The organism is Neisseria sp. HMSC061B04 (assembly GCF_001836705.1).
GTDB lineage: Bacteria > Pseudomonadota > Gammaproteobacteria > Burkholderiales > Neisseriaceae > Neisseria.
In genome coordinates this window covers 19,818-39,228 of sequence record NZ_KV830175.1, presented here as the reverse complement: position 1 = coordinate 39,228, position 19,411 = coordinate 19,818, and the positions used below count along the sequence as shown (strand labels likewise).

At 47.6% G+C, this 19,411-nt stretch carries 21 protein-coding genes; 18 read left to right on the top strand and 3 right to left on the bottom strand.

Annotated features, from left to right (window positions below; translation table 11 throughout):
- From HMPREF2661_RS01615 to HMPREF2661_RS01575, 8 genes are all read left to right on the top strand, one after another.
- Nucleotides 1–315, top strand: coding sequence for an integration host factor subunit beta (locus tag HMPREF2661_RS01615; RefSeq protein ID WP_003678992.1), 315 nt, complete (start codon nucleotides 1–3; stop codon nucleotides 313–315).
- Nucleotides 316–574: 259 nt separating this feature from the next.
- A complete protein-coding gene (zapE, locus tag HMPREF2661_RS01605) occupies nucleotides 575–1,711 on the top strand; it encodes a cell division protein ZapE (protein WP_049322672.1) in 1,137 nt (378 codons plus the stop codon).
- Nucleotides 1,712–1,805: 94 nt separating this feature from the next.
- The gene (gene ndk / locus HMPREF2661_RS01600; protein ID WP_003747024.1) at nucleotides 1,806–2,231 is read left to right on the top strand and encodes a nucleoside-diphosphate kinase; all 426 of its coding nucleotides are present in this window, start codon (nucleotides 1,806–1,808) and stop codon (nucleotides 2,229–2,231) included.
- Between the two features lie 171 nt (nucleotides 2,232–2,402).
- The gene (gene rlmN / locus HMPREF2661_RS01595; RefSeq protein WP_003683577.1) at nucleotides 2,403–3,491 is read left to right on the top strand and encodes a dual-specificity RNA methyltransferase RlmN; all 1,089 of its coding nucleotides are present in this window, start codon (nucleotides 2,403–2,405) and stop codon (nucleotides 3,489–3,491) included.
- A gap of 8 nt (nucleotides 3,492–3,499) precedes the next feature.
- Nucleotides 3,500–4,255 (top strand): type IV pilus biogenesis/stability protein PilW, encoded by a 756-nt coding sequence (pilW, locus tag HMPREF2661_RS01590; RefSeq protein WP_003683469.1) that lies wholly within the window; start codon nucleotides 3,500–3,502, stop codon nucleotides 4,253–4,255.
- Nucleotides 4,256–5,137 carry a helix-turn-helix domain-containing protein gene (locus HMPREF2661_RS01585; protein WP_070822174.1) on the top strand — a complete coding sequence of 294 codons (882 nt, stop codon included), beginning with the start codon at nucleotides 4,256–4,258 and terminating at the stop codon, nucleotides 5,135–5,137.
- A gap of 1 nt (nucleotide 5,138) precedes the next feature.
- Nucleotides 5,139–6,404, top strand: coding sequence for a flavodoxin-dependent (E)-4-hydroxy-3-methylbut-2-enyl-diphosphate synthase (gene ispG / locus HMPREF2661_RS01580; protein WP_036493699.1), 1,266 nt, complete (start codon nucleotides 5,139–5,141; stop codon nucleotides 6,402–6,404).
- Nucleotides 6,405–6,437: 33 nt separating this feature from the next.
- Entirely contained in the window at nucleotides 6,438–7,283 is an 846-nt protein-coding gene (locus tag HMPREF2661_RS01575; RefSeq protein WP_070822173.1) for a DUF817 domain-containing protein, read from the top strand.
- Nucleotides 7,284–7,341: 58 nt separating this feature from the next.
- On the opposite strand, the gene HMPREF2661_RS01570 is transcribed toward HMPREF2661_RS01575, so the two are convergent.
- A complete protein-coding gene (locus HMPREF2661_RS01570; RefSeq protein ID WP_003747033.1) occupies nucleotides 7,342–8,883 on the bottom strand; it encodes an L-lactate MFS transporter in 1,542 nt (513 codons plus the stop codon).
- Between the two features lie 224 nt (nucleotides 8,884–9,107).
- The gene (locus HMPREF2661_RS01565) at nucleotides 9,108–9,689 is read right to left on the bottom strand and encodes a superoxide dismutase (RefSeq protein ID WP_003683473.1); all 582 of its coding nucleotides are present in this window, start codon (nucleotides 9,687–9,689) and stop codon (nucleotides 9,108–9,110) included.
- A 154-nt stretch (nucleotides 9,690–9,843) separates the two neighbouring features.
- Between HMPREF2661_RS01565 and dnaB the strand changes: the two genes are divergently transcribed.
- The 6 genes from dnaB to HMPREF2661_RS01535 all read left to right on the top strand — a co-directional run bounded on the left by dnaB (nucleotide 9,844) and on the right by HMPREF2661_RS01535 (nucleotide 14,734).
- The gene (gene dnaB / locus HMPREF2661_RS01560) at nucleotides 9,844–11,250 is read left to right on the top strand and encodes a replicative DNA helicase (RefSeq protein WP_036490624.1); all 1,407 of its coding nucleotides are present in this window, start codon (nucleotides 9,844–9,846) and stop codon (nucleotides 11,248–11,250) included.
- Between the two features lie 158 nt (nucleotides 11,251–11,408).
- The gene (locus HMPREF2661_RS01555; RefSeq protein WP_070822193.1) at nucleotides 11,409–12,074 is read left to right on the top strand and encodes a GspH/FimT family pseudopilin; all 666 of its coding nucleotides are present in this window, start codon (nucleotides 11,409–11,411) and stop codon (nucleotides 12,072–12,074) included.
- Between the two features lie 15 nt (nucleotides 12,075–12,089).
- The gene (pilV, locus tag HMPREF2661_RS01550) at nucleotides 12,090–12,776 is read left to right on the top strand and encodes a type IV pilus modification protein PilV (protein WP_199900470.1); all 687 of its coding nucleotides are present in this window, start codon (nucleotides 12,090–12,092) and stop codon (nucleotides 12,774–12,776) included.
- Between the two features lie 2 nt (nucleotides 12,777–12,778).
- Entirely contained in the window at nucleotides 12,779–13,714 is a 936-nt protein-coding gene (locus tag HMPREF2661_RS01545) for a PilW family protein (RefSeq protein ID WP_070822171.1), read from the top strand.
- On the top strand, nucleotides 13,693–14,241 hold the full coding sequence (locus tag HMPREF2661_RS01540; RefSeq protein ID WP_036490618.1) for a pilus assembly PilX family protein: 549 nt from the start codon (nucleotides 13,693–13,695) through the stop codon (nucleotides 14,239–14,241). The genes HMPREF2661_RS01545 and HMPREF2661_RS01540 overlap by 22 nt, the downstream gene beginning before the upstream one ends.
- Before the next feature lie 4 nt (nucleotides 14,242–14,245).
- A complete protein-coding gene (locus HMPREF2661_RS01535; RefSeq protein ID WP_070822170.1) occupies nucleotides 14,246–14,734 on the top strand; it encodes a PilX family type IV pilin in 489 nt (162 codons plus the stop codon).
- Nucleotides 14,735–14,784: 50 nt separating this feature from the next.
- Here the strand turns inward: HMPREF2661_RS01535 and HMPREF2661_RS01530 are convergent, their stop codons facing one another.
- Entirely contained in the window at nucleotides 14,785–15,405 is a 621-nt protein-coding gene (locus HMPREF2661_RS01530; protein ID WP_036490614.1) for a Smr/MutS family protein, read from the bottom strand.
- A 135-nt stretch (nucleotides 15,406–15,540) separates the two neighbouring features.
- On the opposite strand from HMPREF2661_RS01530, the gene HMPREF2661_RS01525 reads away from it, so the two are divergent.
- The 4 genes from HMPREF2661_RS01525 to HMPREF2661_RS01510 all read left to right on the top strand — a co-directional run bounded on the left by HMPREF2661_RS01525 (nucleotide 15,541) and on the right by HMPREF2661_RS01510 (nucleotide 19,360).
- The gene (locus HMPREF2661_RS01525) at nucleotides 15,541–15,918 is read left to right on the top strand and encodes a hypothetical protein (protein WP_070822169.1); all 378 of its coding nucleotides are present in this window, start codon (nucleotides 15,541–15,543) and stop codon (nucleotides 15,916–15,918) included.
- A gap of 134 nt (nucleotides 15,919–16,052) precedes the next feature.
- Nucleotides 16,053–17,528 carry an anthranilate synthase component I gene (trpE, locus tag HMPREF2661_RS01520; protein ID WP_070589778.1) on the top strand — a complete coding sequence of 492 codons (1,476 nt, stop codon included), beginning with the start codon at nucleotides 16,053–16,055 and terminating at the stop codon, nucleotides 17,526–17,528.
- A gap of 43 nt (nucleotides 17,529–17,571) precedes the next feature.
- Entirely contained in the window at nucleotides 17,572–18,141 is a 570-nt protein-coding gene (locus HMPREF2661_RS01515) for an RNA 2'-phosphotransferase (protein ID WP_070822168.1), read from the top strand.
- A gap of 82 nt (nucleotides 18,142–18,223) precedes the next feature.
- Nucleotides 18,224–19,360 (top strand): 5-(carboxyamino)imidazole ribonucleotide synthase, encoded by a 1,137-nt coding sequence (locus HMPREF2661_RS01510; RefSeq protein WP_070822167.1) that lies wholly within the window; start codon nucleotides 18,224–18,226, stop codon nucleotides 19,358–19,360.
- The last annotated feature ends 51 nt before the right edge of the window (nucleotides 19,361–19,411 follow it).

Sequence of the window (19,411 nt, the reverse complement as noted above, 5' to 3'; positions counted from 1 at the left end):
ATGACGAAGTCTGAATTGATGGTTCGCCTCGCAGAAGTGTTTGCCGAAAAAAATGGCAACCAACTGCTGGCTAAAGATGTCGAATACAGTGTAAAAGTCTTGGTTGATACCATGACCCGCTCACTGGCTCGTGGACAACGTATCGAAATCCGCGGCTTCGGCAGCTTCGACTTGAACCACCGCCCTGCCCGTATCGGGCGCAACCCTAAAACCGGCGAACGTGTGGAAGTACCTGAAAAACATGTTCCCCACTTCAAACCGGGTAAAGAGTTGCGTGAGCGTGTAGACTTGGCATTGCAAGAAAGTGCTCATTAATACTTAGTAGCAAAACGCCGCAGAAATGCGGCGTTTTTTGTTTTTTCAAAAAATACTAAAGCCAGCCCTTTTTACTTGCACTTTAATCGCACACTTTTCCAACTATATTGACAACAAAGCCTTTGCAAAAAACGCAGGCCGTCTGAAATCATTTATAATAGACCGACTATTCCATAATGAGAACATCATTCCGACTACTGTCCATATTATTGCGGATGATGTTTCGACTATCGCCAGCAAAACATAATAAAGGTTATACATGAGCAATAGAGACCAACTATTTACGCCACCGCCATTTGAAAACCACAGCCCATTGACTTGGTATCAGGCCGCCGCCGAACAACCCAACTTCATCCGTGACGAAGCACAAGCACGAGCCATTGAGTATTTGGATCGCTTGTGGACCGAGCTGATGATGTTCAAACGCAAACGCAACCGTTTTCTCGGCCGCAGCCTGCGTTCCCCTCAAGTGCCTAAAGGACTCTATTTTTATGGCGGCGTAGGACGCGGTAAAAGTTTCCTGATGGACGCTTTTTTTGGCTGCCTCCCTTATCGCCGTAAGCGCCGCGTGCATTTCCATGCCTTTATGGCCGAAATTCATCAACGGCTGAAAACTTTAAAGAGCGAAGCAAATCCTTTAAAAGCCGTTGCAGCAGAAATTGCCAAAGAAACACGCGTATTATGCTTTGATGAATTTCACGTCAGCGACATTGCCGATGCGATGATTTTAGGCCGTCTATTGGAAAACCTGCTGAGCGAAGGTGTTGTTTTGGTGGCCACTTCCAACTACGCTCCATCAGAACTCTATCCTCAAGGCCAAAACCGCAGCAGCTTTCTGCCAACCATCGCCCTTATCGAATCTAACCTAACCGTTTTAAATGTAGATGGCGGCGAAGATTACCGATTGCGCACATTACGCCCTGCCGAAATTTTCTTTGTACCCAATAATGAAGAAAACGAACAAAAACTGGCCGCTTTATTTAAAGAAATGAGCGGAATCTCTGAATTGAATCCGGGAATCAGCATTATTCATGGACGGGAAATTCCTCATAAAGCCCAGTCGGAACGCGCCATCTGGTTTGATTTCCGTGCATTGTGTTTCGGCCCGCGATCACAAGCCGACTATCTTTATTTGGCCGAACATTACGAGATGGTTTTTCTATCAGGATTGGAACGCCTGACCCCTCAAGAAAAAGCAGAAGCACGCCGTCTGACATGGTTGATTGACGTTTTATATGACTTCCGCGTGAAATTGTGCGCCACCAGTGCCGTTGGCGTAAACGATATTTATGTTGAAGGCGATTTTGCCGAAGAATTTACCCGTACAGCCAGCCGTATGGTCGAAATGCAGTCCGAAGTCTATTTGGAGCAACCGCACCTGACTTTAAGCAAATAATGCCTTTCCCAAAAAAGGGCGAAATTTGGTAAAATACACTCCCCTTGCCTTTGGGTTACGACAACTTACCTTTCAATAAAAACAAGGACATAATATGGCCATCGAACGTACGATTTCCATCATCAAACCCGATGCGGTAGAAAAAAACGTCATCGGCAAGATTTACAGCCGCTTTGAAGAAAACGGCCTGCGCATTATTGCGGCAAAAATGAAACAGCTGTCTGAGCGCGAAGCAAAAGAGTTTTATGCCGTACATAAAGGCCGCCCTTTTTACGAAGACTTAGTTAAATTCATGACACGCAATCCCGTCATGATTCAAGTATTGGAAGGTGAAAACGCCGTTGCTAAAAATCGTGAATTGATGGGCGCAACCAATCCGGCTGATGCCGCTCCAGGTACAATCCGCGCCGACTTTGCAGAATCTGTCAGCGTCAATGCTGTACACGGTTCTGACAGCGTGGAAAACGCTGCGATTGAAATTGCCTACTTTTTCAGCCAAAGCGAAATCTGCCCACGATAAAAGCAAAAAGCCTGTAGCCGCTTTACGGCCGTCCGATTCCATATCGGACGGCAAAACTGCTTTGTATGCCCTGCAAATGACAGGCCGTCTGAAACCCCTAAAGGCTTTTAAAGCAAAGCTGACCGATAAGCCTCTTTACTTTAAAAGCTTTATTGAGAAACATAAAAATACATGAAAACCAATCTACTGAATTACGATTTAAACGGACTGACGCAACACTTTGCCGAAATGGGTGAAAAACCTTTCCGCGCCAAGCAGGTAATGCGTTGGATGCATCAAGCCGGTGCACAAAACTTTGAAGAAATGACTGACTTGGCCAAATCATTGCGCGCCAAGCTGAATGAACAAGCCACAATCGAAGTGCCTAAATTAATGATGGCACAAGAATCTACGGATGGCACACGCAAATGGTTGCTGGATGTCGGCACGGGCAATGGTGTAGAAACCGTCTTCATTCCCGAAGCCGAACGCGGCACTTTGTGCATCTCTTCCCAGGTAGGTTGCGCATTGGAATGCACCTTCTGCTCTACCGGACGACAAGGTTTCAACCGCAATCTGACTGCCGCAGAAATTATCGGCCAGCTTTGGTGGGCCAATAAAGCCATGGGCGTTACCCCTAAAAATGAACGCGTTATCTCCAACGTGGTGATGATGGGCATGGGCGAACCCATGGCAAACTTTGACAATGTTGTTACCGCTTTGAGCATTATGTTGGATGATCACGGCTACGGCTTGAGCCGCCGTCGTGTAACTGTTTCCACTTCGGGCATGGTTCCACAAATGGACAGACTGCGTGATGCAATGCCTGTTGCTTTGGCCGTATCTTTACACGCATCCAACGATGAAGTGCGCGATCAAATTGTTCCACTCAACAAAAAATACCCACTCAAAGAATTGATGGCGGCTTGTCAACGTTATCTGGTCAAAGCCCCCCGCGACTTTATTACCTTTGAATACGTTATGCTCGACGGTATCAATGATAAAGCACAACATGCGCGTGAATTGATTGAATTGGTTAAAGACGTACCATGTAAATTCAATCTGATTCCGTTCAATCCTTTCCCAAATTCCGGCTACGAACGTTCTACCAATGAAAATATCCGTGTCTTCCGCGATATTCTGCAACAAGCCGGCTTTGTCGTTACTGTCCGCAAAACCCGCGGCGACGATATCGATGCCGCTTGCGGACAATTGGCCGGACAAGTACAAGATAAAACACGCCGCCAACAAAAATGGCAACAGATTTTGGTCGAACAATAAGGTTAATTATGAAAATCAAGTTCGGATTCGCTTTACTTACCGCACTGACTCTTTCTGCCTGCGCTTCCTCTTCCGGACCAAGCCCCAAAGAACGTGCCATTCAGGTTTCCAATATCAAAACCCAGCTTGCCGTGGAATATATGCGCGGCCAAAACTACCGCCAAGCTACCGAAAGTATCGAAGAGGCGCTTAAATTCAATTCAAAAAACGATATTGCTTGGCTGGTACGCGCTGAAATTTATCAATATCTGAAAGTCCGCGATAAAGCTCAGGAAAGCTTTCTTAAAGCATTGTCTTTAAAACCGGATAGTGCGGAAGTTAACAACAATTACGGTTGGTTCTTATGCAATCAAATGAATGCACCTGCCGAATCTATGGCTTATTTTGATAAAGCACTGGCCGACCCGACCTACCCAAGCCCCTTTATTGCCAATATGAATAAAGGCATTTGCAGCGCAAGGTTAGGCCAATACTCTTTGGCTCAAGCCTATTTGGAAAGGTCTTTGGCAGCCAATCCACAATTCTTCCCTGCTTTCAAAGAGCTTGCCCGAACCAAAATGATGGCAGGCAATCTGAACGATGCCGACTATTATTTCCGTCAATACCAAAGCAAAGTCGATGTCCTGCAGGCTGACGATTTGCTTTTAGGCTGGCGCTTGGCCACTGCCTTGGGCAATAAACACGCTGCATACGAATATGAAGCCCAACTTAGGGCAAACTTCCCTTATTCTGACGAACTACAAACTGTTACAACAGGCCACTAAATGGAAAATAACGATAAAATCAACTACGACACACAAGCCGCCAAAACACTGGGGGATGAATTACGCAAGCACAGAACTGATGCCAAAATCGATATTGAAGATGTTGCTTCACGTTTAAAACTGTCTGCCGAACAAATTGATGCCTTGGAAAAAGGGGAATATTCAAATTTTCCGGGTCTGGTCTTCGTCTCAGGCTATCTTCGTTCATATGCACGATTCCTCAAAATCGATGAACAAACCATCACCAAACATTTGCACTCGATTACTCCGCAACTTGAAGACCATGTATATGCAGTAACACGCAGCACCAACAGCGGCTTGAGCTATGAAGATGCTGAAAAACAGGGTTTCCCTAAATGGATATTGGGGGCAGCCGCATTGGCTTTAGCAATAGGCGGTGTTTACTTTTGGCAAAGTAAATCCAGCTATGAAAACGAACAGGCAAATATTCAAAACAGCAAAGATGTTGCCGATACGATGAAAACGCCTGCTTTGAAAACGGATAATGTTGCCGTTAGCGAAATGACCGAAGACGGTAAAAAAGAAATTACCAATAAGCCTGAAGCCGTCAATGAACAAGCAGCTTCAGCAGCTTCTGCCGTTGTAGAAGAAAAACCTGCCGTCAAAGTCGAGAAAGACGAACTGTGGATTAAAGTCCAATACCGAAGCAATCTGATTATTACAGACAAAGATGGAAAAGTAGTATTCAGCCGCATTGTTCCGGCCGGAAGCGAACATCGTCTGAGAGGTGGCGCGCCTTATAATGTTTGGATCGGTATTGCAGCCGGTTCGGAAGCCAATTACGGCGGCACACCAATCGAACCTTTAAAACACCGTGTTGCCGGTGAAAAATCCGCCTCTTTTGTTGCAGGAAAAAACTAAAATGACCACACCTAAACGCCGTCTGACACATCAAGTACAAATCGATCATCTCATTGTCGGTTCGGATGCGCCCGTCGTTGTGCAATCTATGACCAATACCGACACCGCAGATGCAGAAGCAACCGCCCGACAGGTCAAAGAGTTGAGCGATGCCGGCTCGGAAATGGTACGCATCACGGTCAATACTCCGGAAGCGGCTTCCAAAGTCGCCGAAATCCGCAGCCGCTTAGACGATATGGGTTACACCACGCCCCTGATCGGCGACTTCCATTTCAATGGCGAACGCTTATTGGCTGAATTTCCCGAGTGCGGCAAAGCCCTGTCTAAATACCGCATCAACCCGGGCAATGTCGGCAAAGGCGCAAAAGGTGATGAGAAATTTGCCTTTATGATTCGTACGGCGGCAGAAAACAATAAAGCCGTACGCATCGGTGTGAACTGGGGTTCGCTTGATCAAAGCCTTGCCAAGCGCATGATGGATGCCAACTTGGCCTCTGCCACACCAAAACCGCCTGAAGAAATCATGAAAGAAGCTTTGATTGTTTCGGCGCTGGAGTCGGCAGAAAAAGCCGTGGCTTTGGGCTTGCCTGAAGATAAAATCATTTTGTCGTGCAAGGTCAGCGCCGTACAAGACTTGATTCAGGTTTACCGCGAATTGGGCAGCCGTTGCCGCTATCCGCTCCATCTCGGTCTGACCGAGGCCGGCATGGGCAGCAAAGGTATTGTGGCATCTACCGCTGCCTTGGCTGTATTGCTGCAAGAAGGCATCGGCGACACCATTCGAATCTCCCTAACCCCCGAGCCCGGCAGTTCACGCACTCAGGAAGTCATTGTCGGTCAGGAAATCCTGCAAACCATGGGCTTGCGTTCCTTCACACCAATGGTTACAGCCTGCCCAGGCTGTGGCCGTACCACCAGTACCGTATTCCAAGAATTGGCGCAAGACGTACAAAACTATTTACGTCAAAAAATGACTATTTGGCGCACTGAGTATCCAGGCGTTGAATCATTGAACGTTGCCGTAATGGGTTGCGTAGTCAATGGCCCGGGCGAAAGCAAGCTTGCCGATATCGGTATCAGTCTGCCAGGCACTGGAGAAACACCGGTTGCGCCGGTTTATGTAGACGGCGAACGCAAAGTGACCCTCAAAGGCGACAATATCGCTGCCGAGTTTTTGCAAATCGTTGAAGATTATGTCAAAACCAACTACTGCGAAGGTGGCGCAAAACGTAAGCAAAACCGTGTCATTCCGATTCAGTCTGCCTAAAACATTATCAAGCTAAAGAGGCCGTCTGAAAATATGTTGGGCAAACTGGATATTTGGCTGACTGAGCATCCTAAACACAAGGATTTGCATGGTTGGCGACGCTTTATCGTTGAATTCTGGTTTTTCGGTTTGAAAGAAGCACGAGCCTGCTTATTTGCAGGCTTGTTTTTCATTGCCATGTTTCTTATTCCGAAAACAGGTTGGTTGGGAATTTCGCGCTATGACCTGCTGCTGATTTTTGCCGTCTCCGTACAAGCAGCCATGCTGTATTTCAAGCTGGAAACTTGGGACGAGGTAAAATCGATTACGCTGTTTCACTTGGTCGGCTTTGCTTTAGAGTGGTTCAAGACATCAGGCGGTATCCAATCCTGGAGCTATCCGGAAGAAGCATATACCAAAATCGGCGGCGTACCGCTGTTTGCGGGCTTTATGTATGCCGCGGTCGGTAGCTATATTATCCAAGCATGGAGGCTGTTTGATCTCAAAATCAAAAGCCATCCGCCATATTGGTTGGGCACTTTGTGCGCGCTGGCGATTTATATCAATTTTTTCACCCATCACTACATCGGCGACTATCGCTGGTATCTTGCTGCTTTTGCTCTCGGCCTATACGCCCGGACGACAGTCTTGTACACGCCCTATGACACCACTCGCAAAATGCCGCTCCTGCTCGCTTTCGTCCTGATTAGATTTTTCATTTGGCTGGCGGAAAATTTAGGAACTTTATTCGGGGTTTGGCGCTATCCCAACCAAATCGGCGCGTGGGCATCGGTACACATCAGCAAATGGAGCTCATGGGCTTTACTGGTGATGATGACTTTTACCATCGTTGCGAATTTAAAACACATTAAACATACCATCAGCGTATCGAAAGATTAGTTGTTTAACATTTAAAAAGGCCGTCTGAAACTTTCAGACGGCCTTTCATTTTCAACAATCAATTAAACAAACTTAAGGCTTTAACAAACACCATAATGACGCCGTAGCCCAAAGGAATGCAGACCAAAGCCCAGCGCCACCATACGCCGATACCGCCCGCTGAGACTTTTTTGCTAATCAGATAGGCATCGGATACAGCGGTTTCATCATCGGGATTACGGCTATGGGCCGCTACTTTAATGTCTTTCTCGTGATGCTTTTCATGAACCGAGCGGACACTCAAGTTACACAGCAAACCGACAATCAACAAACCCGCCATGATGTACATGGTAATGCTATAAGCCTCGGCAGCCGGAACGCCGCTTTCAATTTGGCTTTGGCGGATATAGTTGACCAACACCGGACCAATAACGGCCGCAGTTGACCATGCCAGCAAAATCCTGCCGTGGATTGCGCCGACTTGATAAGTGCCGAACAAATCCTTCAAATACGCCGGAATCGCTGCGAAACCGCCGCCATACATGGAAATAATGACGCAGAAACCAATGACAAACAAAGCTTTGTTACCGCTCCCGCCAATAGACGGAATGGCAAAATACAACAGCGAGCCGAGCACGAAGAAAATGGTATAAGTGTTTTTACGGCCGATTTTATCGGACACGCTGGACCACAAAAAGCGGCCGCCCATATTAAACAGGCTCAACAGGCTCACAAAACCTGCCGCCGCGCCCGCACCAATGGCCGCTTGTTTTCCTACAGATGCCTCGGAAAACAGCTCCTGAATCATGACGGAAGCCTGTCCCAACACACCAATACCGGCCGTCACATTCAAGCACAACACCCAAAACAAGAGCCAGAATTGCGGCGTTTTCATGGCTTGTGAGACATTGACATGATTGCTGCTGACCAATTTGCTTTTGTTTTTCGGCGCAACATAACCTTTAGGTTTCCAGCCATCGGCAGGTACACGGATCGTAAACGCGCCGAACATCATCAACACCAAATAAAACAACCCTAAAACCACAAAAGTCTGCGCAACGCCAACCGAAGTTTCACTGGAGAAAAAACTCATCAGCGATACCGACAAAGGCGAAGCCAACATCGCGCCGCCGCCAAAACCCATAATCGCCAAGCCTGTCGCCATGCCCGGTTTATCTGGAAACCATTTCATCAGTGTCGATACAGGCCCGATATAGCCCAAGCCCAAACCAATCCCGCCAATCACGCCGTTACCCAAATAAAGCAAAAACAGATTGTGCGTATGGACGCCGATCGCCGACACAAAAAAGCCCAAGCTAAAGCAGCAGGCAGCAACAAACATTGCTTTACGCGGCCCAACGCGCTCCATCCATGTACCGAACATGGCTGCTGACGCGCCCAACATCGCCAAGGCAATACTGAAAATCCAGCCAACCGTGGTCAGCTTCCAATCTCCTGCAGCCGACTCAGTAATACCGATAAGCTTGGTCAGCGGCGCATTGAACACGGAATAAGCGTATATCTGCCCGATGGCAAGATGCACGGCCAAAGCGGCAGGCGGTACCAGCCAACGATTAAAGCCGGGTTTGGCAATGGTCGCCTCACGGTCTAGAAATTTCATAAAATCCTCTTGTGTGATATGTGTCAAACGCTGATTCCATATCATGTGGAATCGAAAAATTGTTGACAATATTTTAGCATAATCTCCCGTTTATCCTTTTTTCTGCTCCATGATAATTTTGCGCATCAAACAGAAAAAACATTCATCTAAACTATTTCATCACGCCAATATCGACAAAAAGGCCGTCTGAAAATTCTTCAGACGGCCTTTTCATTCATATCGTTTTATGCGGCAAAGCGTTTGGCAACTTCATCCCAGTTAACGATTTCCCAAAAACCTTTCAGGTAGTTAGGACGGCTGTTGCGGTAGTCGATATAGTAGGCGTGTTCCCATACGTCGCAAGTCAACAGCGGAGTGTTTTCAGTAGTCAGCGGAGTACCTGCATTGGAAGTAGAAACCAGATCCAATTCACCGGCAGGCGTTTTTACCAACCATGCCCAACCGGAACCGAAAGTACCGGCCGCGCAGGCATTGAACGCTTCTTGGAATTTCTCGAAGCTGCCCCATTTGGCGTCGATGGCCGCAGCCAATTCACCGGCAGGTTTGCCTTGGCCTTTAGGGGTAAAGCCCAGCCAGTAGAAAGTATGGTTCCAAGTTTGGGCAGCATTGTTGAACATACCGCCGGAAGATTTTTTCACGATTTCTTCCAAAGGCATTTCTTCAAACTCAGTGCCTTTGATTTGATTGTTCAAGTTGGTGATGTAGGTTTGATGGTGTTTGCCGTAGTGGAACTCCAAAGTTTCTTTGGTCAGATGTGGGGACAATGCGTCCAGTTCATAAGGCAGTTGTGGCAGCTTATGTTCCATTTTTGTGCTCCTGATTGTTGATATTTATATTTTGGTAGTGTGCGTCGTCATATTGACAACATAGCTATTTTACCTGCTTTAGCCTAAACAAACCAATTGAACTTACACTGCGTTATAATAGCGGATTACAATTTTCCAGCCAGAGATGCCCGTCATGAGCAATTATTCCGACATGCCGTCTGAAGACCGTGAAATCAGCGCATTATCCTTGCCGCCGCATTCCACAGAAGCGGAGCAATCCGTTTTGGGCGGCCTGATGCTGGAAAATTCTGCTTGGGACCGTATTGCCGATGTCGTTTCCGGCGAAGATTTCTACCGCCACGAACACCGCCTGATTTTTCGTGCCATTGCCAATCTGATTAACGAAAGCCGCCCTGCCGACGTCATTACCGTTCAAGAAAGTTTGGAACGCAATGAAGAATTGGAAGCGGCAGGCGGATTCAACTATCTGATTACGCTGGCGCAAAACACGCCATCCGCTGCCAATATCCGTCGCTACGCCGAAATCGTGCGCGAACGCTCCATCATGCGCCAGCTTGCCGAAGTCGGCACGGAAATTGCACGCAGCGCCTACAATCCGCAAGGGCGCGATGCAGGCCAGCTTTTGGACGAGGCAGAAAACAAAGTATTCCAAATTGCCGAAAGTACCGCCAAATCCAAACAAGGCTTTCTTGAGATGCCCGACCTGCTGAAAGAAGTGGTCGAGCGCATCGATATGCTTTATTCGCGCGACAATCCTGACGAAGTAACCGGCATATCAACTGGTTTTATCGACCTCGACAAAAAAACATCAGGCCTTCAACCGGGCGATTTGATCATCGTCGCAGGCCGTCCGTCTATGGGTAAAACCGCCTTTTCGATCAATATTGCCGAACACGTTGCCGTAGAGGGCAAGCTGCCTGTCGCCGTATTCTCGATGGAGATGGGCGGTGCGCAGCTGGTTATGCGTATGCTGGGTTCAGTCGGACGTTTGGATCAAAGCGTTTTAAAAACCGGCAGATTGCAAGACGAACACTGGGGCCGTCTGAACGAAGCGGTCGTTAAACTTTCCGATGCGCCCATGTATATCGATGAAACTCCGGGTTTGACCGCGCTCGAACTGCGTGCCCGCGCCCGTCGTCTTGCGCGCCAGTTCAACGGCAAATTGGGCTTAATCGTCATCGACTACTTGCAATTAATGTCAGGCTCCGGCCGTTCTGACAACCGCGCTTCCGAGCTTGGTGAAATTTCCCGCTCCCTCAAAGCATTGGCTAAAGAGTTGCAAGTTCCCGTCATTGCCCTGTCGCAGTTGAGCCGTACCGTTGAACAGCGTACCGACAAACGCCCGATGATGTCCGACTTGCGTGAATCCGGTGCCATCGAACAGGATGCCGACTTGATTATGTTCATGTATCGTGATGAATACTACAACTCAGAATCACCCGCAAAAGGCTTGGCGGAATGTATTATCGGCAAACACCGTAACGGTCCCGTCGGGAAAGTATTCCTCACTTGGATGGGCCAATTTACCAAATTTGATAATGCTGCCTATGTTCCAGAATCCATGTTGATGGAAGATTGAGACAGATTGTCCGAAAAACTAACCGAATTTCATATTTTATTAGTCACGCATTCCAAAATCGTTTAGAATAAATCCAATAAAAGCAAAAGCATTGCCACAAGCAAATGCAAAAAGAGAAAACGTCAGTTACCCAACACATTACTACCCAAAAATCACTCATGTATCAGACACAAAAAGGCTTCACCCTAATTGAGTTGCTGATCGTCATTACTATTGCAGCAGTAATGGCCGTCATCGCACTTCCTAATATGAATCAATGGATTGCCTCCAGACGTGCGGCATCGCAAGCAGAGCAAATTGCCAACCTGTTGCGTTTCGCGCGAAATGAGGCCGTCCGTCTCAATCTTCCCGTTTACATCTGCCCGGTCAAAATCAAATCCGATGGCTCGCCCAATAATGGTTGCGATTCCAAATATGCCGGTAATGGTATGTTGGCCTACGCCGATAAAAACGGAGATTCCAACTATAAAAACGATACAGTCGATTTATCCGTCCGCTCCATTATCCTTAATGGGGATACCGACAAAGTGGAATATAGCTTCAACTATATCCCTATCGGCAATGACCGTTCCACCCTCTCGACCTCAGCTTCAAACGAAGTCTGGTGGAGATTCCTGCCCAATGGTACATTTGGCCATTCAACCGATGGCAAGAATTATCAATTTTCAGACGGCTACATCAAAATCAGCCTGACGGATAAATCCGCCGCCGATGCTGAAACCAAGAAAGCCCGTGCTACCGTACTTTTAGTCAATGGCAATGGGCATGTCGAAATCTGTGCTAAAAACGATGAGCGCAAAATATGCGAATACACTTCCAAATAATAACAACGGTATCTTATGAACATTACTAATCCTACTCATCTCAGATCATTTAAAGGCCGTCTGAAAACGAGCCCAACAAGCTTTACTCCAAAACTTCAATCAGGCATGACCCTGATTGAAGTTTTGATTGCCATGTTTGTTCTTGCCATCGGTGTGCTCGCCCTTCTGGCTGTCCAACTACGTACCGTATCCAACGTTCGTGAGTCTGAAAATCAGACTACAGTCGCCCAAATTACGCAAAATCTGATTGAAGGTATGCTCATTAATCCGAAGCTCTCTCCAGAAACCGATACTGCAGGTGAAAAAACCTCGCGTTATAAAAAATCCTATGATGCTTATTACACCAAACGAAGAAGCTGTAAACTAAATAGCATAAATAGCAAAGAACCGGAGTTTAAAGATAAAGATATACTGAATATATCAAAAGAGAAACTTGCACAAGCCCAAATTGACCAGTTTCAACACGATTTAGCCAAAGCCCTTCCTGAATCTAAAGACGTCTGTTTCGCTATCTGCAAAGATTCTTCCGGTACAGAGCCGACTTACGAAAATGGGTTTAACGCAAAATGCGATGGCAAAGGCGACACGACCATCGTGAAAGTTTTATGGTTGCAAGATGTCGAAGAAGAAAATACTTCAAAAAACCTCAACACATCGGGACATCACGTTGTCTATACCTACCAATCACGCGTAAGAGACTAACAATGAACAATAAACGCTTACTCAACCATATTCCCAATAAAACCGCTATGCGCGGTTTCAGCATCCTTGAATTTCTGGTTGCCAGCCTGCTCAGCATGATCGTCTTAATGGCTGTCAGCTCCACCTACTTTACTGCACGCGGATTGAACAAATCTGCCAACACCCGTATCGGTATCCAACAAGATTTGCGCAACGCCGCCAATATGATCGTCCGTGATGCGCGTATGGCAGGCAATTTCGGCTGCTTCAATATGTCGAATTTTCCTGCCTCTGCAGTAACAGAAGACAAAAGCTCGGATGAATATACATTGAAAACAACAGGTGTGAATAATCTGTTACCGATTAAAGAAATCAATAAATTAGGCTATGCAGGCTTTGCTCAAACCGGCAAAGCCCTGCTGTTTCAATATGGAATCGACAAAGCAAACCCTGCTGCAAAAACTGCCATTGTCAGCAGCTGTTTCGGTATTGCCAAACCTCAAACAGAAATTAAAGATTTGGATGCGGCAAAAACGGCTTTGAAAATTAACGACTCTGATCAAAACGGCAGTATCGCCATTATGAAGCATGAAATGATTGCCTATGCCGTCGGTAAACTTGGTGAAGAGAGTGGCTTATTCCGTTTCCAATTATCAGATGATGGCTCATGGGGTAATCCGCAGCTACTGATTAAAGGCATCACTGCTATGGATATCCACTATATCTATGCAGAATGTCCTCATTCTGAAAATGCCTCTGCCAGCGGAGTAAATACAGAATCCTTTGATTACAAAACCGCATTGGATAACTCAGCTGAAGCCAAGTCTCCTGCCTCAATCCAAATCGTACTGAATAACGGCAGTATCGACTCATCGAAAGAACAAGACAATAAAGTCGATATCTACAATATTAATGCCACCATCCGCGGAGGAAACGTATGCGCCGACCGATCACTCTAATAAAACCTGACCGGCAACAAGGCTATGCTTTGTTTATCGTCTTAATGATGATGATCGTCATCGCCCTGCTCGTGGTCACAGCCACCCAGTCCTACAATACTGAACAGCGTATCAGCACCAACGATGCTGACCGCAAACTGGCAACCACCTTGGCCGAAGCCGCATTGCGTGAAGGTGAAAATCAAATTTTTGATATTGAAGGAAAAAAGACTAATTTTACCAAAGAGTGTAAAGATGGTTTTTGCGCCACACCTAACGTAAAATCTGACAGCGAAGCCATTGAAGAAACCGCTACGGAAGATGCCTGGAAAAGAAAATGTGATAAAAATCAAAATCTTTGCATCGATGCCAACGGTAAAGAATACTCTCTAGGTAAAAATAGCGGCATTGCAAAAAATCCTCGCTACATCATTGAATATTTAGGTAAAACCACTGAGGGTCGAATTACCTACCGCGTTACTGCCAAAGCATGGGGTAAGAATGCCAATACCCAAGTCGTTCTTCAGTCTTACGTTGCCAGCGAATAATAAAATGAATACCACCTCTACCCAACAACTAGGCTTTACGCTGGTTGAGATGATGATTGCCGTCGCCATCTTAGCCATCCTGAGCGTCATTGCCATTCCCTCTTACAACCGCTACATTGAACGCGGCTACCAATCACAAGCGCATGCCGAGTTAGTCGCCATCAATTCTGCTTTTAAAAACCAGATGGTTAAAAATCCAAAGTGGGAAACTAATAGGATTGAAAAGGAATTGAATGGCTTTATTTCCTCATATAAAGGCCATAAAGATTTGGCAGACAAATACCAATACTCTGCCAAAATGATTGATGCCAGTAAAAGCCGGGCCTATCGTTTGAAAGCCATTCCCACAAAAACAGGCTATACCCTTTCTGTTTGGATGGATAGTTTGGGCAATGCTTACAAATGTACTGATATTGATTCTGCCAAAGATTCCAAAACTACAATGACCAATGGCAAAGGTTGCGAATCGGTTTCCAAAAAGAAATCTTCTTAGTCTGACAAACATAAAAAGCAGTGTCATGTATCGACACTGCTTTTTATATTTTACTGCTTCCAATCATCGTCTCGGCGTTGGCGTTTCAACAAAATCCTGACTGCGCCATCATTGCCTTGTCGAGGCTCGACATAAGCCAACACGTCAGGATGCTGCATCAACCAGCGGCGCGTCATATTTTTCAAAACCGGTTTATAACCTGCAGAACCCAAGCCACTGCCGTGGACAATCTCGCCGCAAACACCGCGTTTTTTCGTAAATTCAATAAATTCGTTCAATACCTGCTGCGCCTCTTCCTGCGTATAGCCGTGCAAATCTACATCAGCCACAACAGGATAATGGCCGTTTCGCAAACGCATCAAATCATTTTTACCCTGTCCGTTTTTACTGAACGAAGCCGGCGGTTCTTCCCAGCCGCCGCTGCCCACATAAAAATAATCTTCCTGCTCCAAAGTCGCCATTTCTTTAGGTCGCGGTTTGATAGGCGATTTATCGCGGGGCTGTTCATAATAGTTGCCGGCATTTTTCAAAGGTGTAACCTTGCCAACCGCCTTGCTGAAATCCACATCTTCCGCCTGCTTTTTAGCCTTCGCTTCCGCCTCCCGCTCCGCAGCTTCCTTTTTCGCCTGTTTGCCCAAAGCCTTCAGCGTTTCTTGAAAGTTTGCCGTCATGGTTTGTCCTTTCCAAAAAATTGATTGCACACATTATAGCAAACCCGATTACAAGGCCGTCTGAAAGACTCTTATCATCGCACCTTGTTTAGGGTATAGTATTGTCGCCTTGTCAGTCTTACAAAGAGAAAAATCATGTTTAAACGCCCGGAAGAAATTATTGTTTTGGTACTTGCCCTATTATGGGTCGCACTCAGCTACTACTTCGCCGCCATCCTGATTTCAGATGCCTACACCATCCTCCTGATTACCGTATTGACCTTTATTTGGGCGATTGCATGCTTCCTCTTGTGGCAACGCAACTTAAGCCGTCATATTTGGCCGCTATTTCTCGGCAGCCTGGTTGCCTGCTGGTGGCCGTACTTCACTTGGCTTGCAAGCGACGTTCCCGAAGGCACATGGTATTCGGGCTGGACATTCAAATCCATTATCGCTCTGATTCCCGTTGTAGCCGCTTATGTCTTCAAGTGGAAACGAAGCCGGAAAAACAAAATTTCCGATACCCTTGCCTGATACCTCGCGCCGTCTTTTCAGACGGCGTTTTCCATATCTGACATAGCGCTCAGACTGTCAACAATTCCAATAAAATGCTATACTCTTCACACGATTTAACACCCTGAAACAGGCCGTCTGAAAGACTTATCAAGATGATCAGCAAACAAGAATACCAAGCCCAAGCCGCACAAGGTTACAACCGCATTCCACTCGTTCAAGAGCTGCTTGCCGACTTGGACACACCGCTCTCAATCTACCTCAAACTAGCCAACAAGCCTTTCACCTACCTGCTCGAATCCGTTGTCGGTGGCGAACGCTTCGGCCGCTATTCCTTTATCGGCCTGCCTTGCAGCCACTATCTCAAAACCAGCGGCAAACATGTCGACGTGTATCAAAACGGCGAAATCGTCGAACAACACGACGGCAATCCCCTGCCCTTTATCGAAGCCTTCCACAACCGCTTCAAAACGCCCGAAATCCCAAGCCTGCCGCGCTTTACCGGCGGCCTGGTCGGCTACTTCGGTTATGAAACCATCTACAATTTCGAACATTTTGCCCACCGCCTGAAACATACGGCCAAAGCCGATCCGCTCGGTACGCCCGACATCCTCCTGATGCTCTCGCAAGAGCTTGCGGTAGTGGATAACCTAAGCGGCAAAATCTACCTGATTGTTTATGCCGATCCGTCTCAAGCCAACGGCTATGAACGCGCGCGCGAACGTCTTGAAGACATCCGTACCCAGTTACGCCAAAGTTGTGCCATCCCGCTTTCCCTTGGCAGCAAGCAGACGCAAGCAGTCAGCGAATTTGGAGAAGAACCTTTCAAAGCCTGCGTCAACAAAATCAAAGACTACATCTTTGCAGGCGACTGTATGCAGGTTGTCCCCAGCCAACGCATGAGCATGGAATTTACCGACAATCCGCTTGCCCTCTACCGCGCCCTGCGTACGCTGAACCCATCGCCGTATATGTTCTACTACGATTTCGGCGATTTCCATATTGTCGGCTCTTCGCCCGAAATCCTCGTCCGCCGCGAACGCGACGATGTTATCGTCCGTCCTATCGCCGGTACACGCCTGCGCGGCAAAACACCAGCCGAAGACCTTGCCAACGAACAAGACCTGCTGAGCGATGCCAAAGAAATTGCCGAACACGTCATGTTGATTGACTTAGGACGCAACGATGTCGGCCGCATCAGTAAAACCGGCGAAGTCAAAGTTACCGACAAAATGGTGATTGAAAAATATTCCCATGTGATGCACATCGTCTCTAACGTCGAAGGCCGTCTGAAAGACGGCATGACCAACATGGACATCCTCGCCGCTACCTTCCCGGCAGGCACACTTTCCGGCGCGCCTAAAGTCCGCGCCATGGAAATCATCGAAGAAGTCGAACCGAGCAAACGCGGCATCTACGGCGGCGCAGTCGGCGTATGGAGTTTCAACAACGACATGGACCTGGCCATTGCCATCCGCACTGCCGTGATTAAAAACAATACCCTCTTCGTCCAAAGCGGCGCAGGCGTAGTTGCCGATTCCGACCCAACATCCGAATGGCAGGAAACCCAAAACAAAGCCCGGGCAGTAATCCGTGCAGCGCAAATGGTGCAAGAAGGATTGGATAAATAATTTTCAGACGGCCTGCGCTCTGAAATGACTAAACAACAAGATTATGATACTAAAAGAAAAACAACTAAAATCCATCAGCAAATTCCTCAGCTTTATCTTACGTCATCATCCCGAGCAAATCGGCATTACTTTGGATAAAGACGGCTGGGTGGATATTGATACCCTGCTGACGCAGGTAAATCATCCCGAGCGCGGCTTTACGGGTAATCCGCTGACCTACGAAGTATTGCTGGAAGTGGTCGAAAACAACGATAAAAAACGGTTTACCGTATCAGAAGACGGCAAACGCATCCGCGCAGCGCAAGGTCATTCGACGGCACAAGTTCAGGTCGAACACAAAGTAGCGACGCCTCCTCAGATTTTGTATCACGGTACGGCTGAGCACTCTGTTCCGTCTATTTTGGAGCAAGGCCTGCATTCTGCCTCGCGCCATTTTGTCCATCTGTCTGCCGATGCCGAAACAGCCGTCAAAGTCGGTTCCCGACACGGCAAGCCGGTTGTATTGACCATCGACACTGTCGCCATGCTTGCGGCAGGACATCAATTTTATTTAGCGGACAACGGCGTATGGTTAACTGAAAACGTTCCGCCGCAATTTATCGGCAAGCTTTAAAACATCAGGCCGTCTGAAGCCGTAAACCATGTTCAGACGGCCTGCAAACACCCTACCCAATTTATTCATAAAGCGATTATCCATGAACACATCCCCCATCCTCCCTCCTGCCATGCTCGGCATCCTCGGCGGCGGACAATTAGGCAGAATGTTTACTGTTGCTGCCAAAACCATGGGCTACAAAGTAACCGTACTCGATCCCGACCCGAATGCGCCGGCAGCGGAATTTGCCGACCGCCATTTGTGCGCGCCGTTTGATGATCCGGCCGCTTTGGAAGAATTGGCAAAATGCGCGGCGGTTACGACCGAGTTTGAAAACGTCAATGCCGACGCGATGCGTTTTCTCGCCAAACATACCAATGTTTCCCCCAGCGGCGACTGCGTTGCCATCGCGCAAAACCGCATTCAGGAAAAGGCATGGATACGAAAAGCAGGCCTGCAAACCGCACCGTATCAAGCAGTTTGCAAGGCCGAAGACATTACTGAAGAAAGCGTACAATTTCTGCCCGGCATCTTGAAAACTGCCACTTTGGGCTACGACGGCAAAGGCCAAATCCGCGTAAAAACATTGGATGAACTCAAAGCCGCATTTGCCGAACACGGCGGCGTGGATTGCGTTTTGGAAAAAATGGTGGACTTGCGCGGTGAAATTTCCGTTATCGTATGCCGTCTGAACAATGACAACGTGCAAACCTTCGATCCTGCCGAAAACATTCACGAAAACGGCATCCTCGCCTATTCCATCGTCCCAGCACGACTGAGTGCCGACATTCAGCAACAGGCGCGGCAGATGGCGCAGCGTTTGGCCGATGAATTGAACTACGTCGGCGTATTGGCGGTAGAAATGTTTGTTGTCGGCGATACACATGAATTGGTCGTCAACGAAATCGCGCCGCGTCCGCACAATTCCGGCCACCACACCATCGACGCCTGCGCGGCAGACCAATTCCAGCAACAGGTCCGCCTGATGTGCAACCTGCCTCCGGCTGACACCAAATTGCTGAGCTCTTGCTGTATGGCGAATATTTTGGGAGACGTTTGGAAGGAAGACGGTGGCGAACCCGACTGGCTGCCATTGCAAAGCAACCCGAATGCGCATCTGCATCTTTACGGTAAAAAAGCCGCGCGCAAAGGCCGAAAAATGGGCCACTTTACCGTTTTGGCCAATGATGCGGACAACGCGTTCCAAACTGCACAAACCTTACATCAAAGCCTGTAACCTTACCCACTTTTTTCAGACGGCCTTTGATTGCCAAAGGCCGTCTGAAAT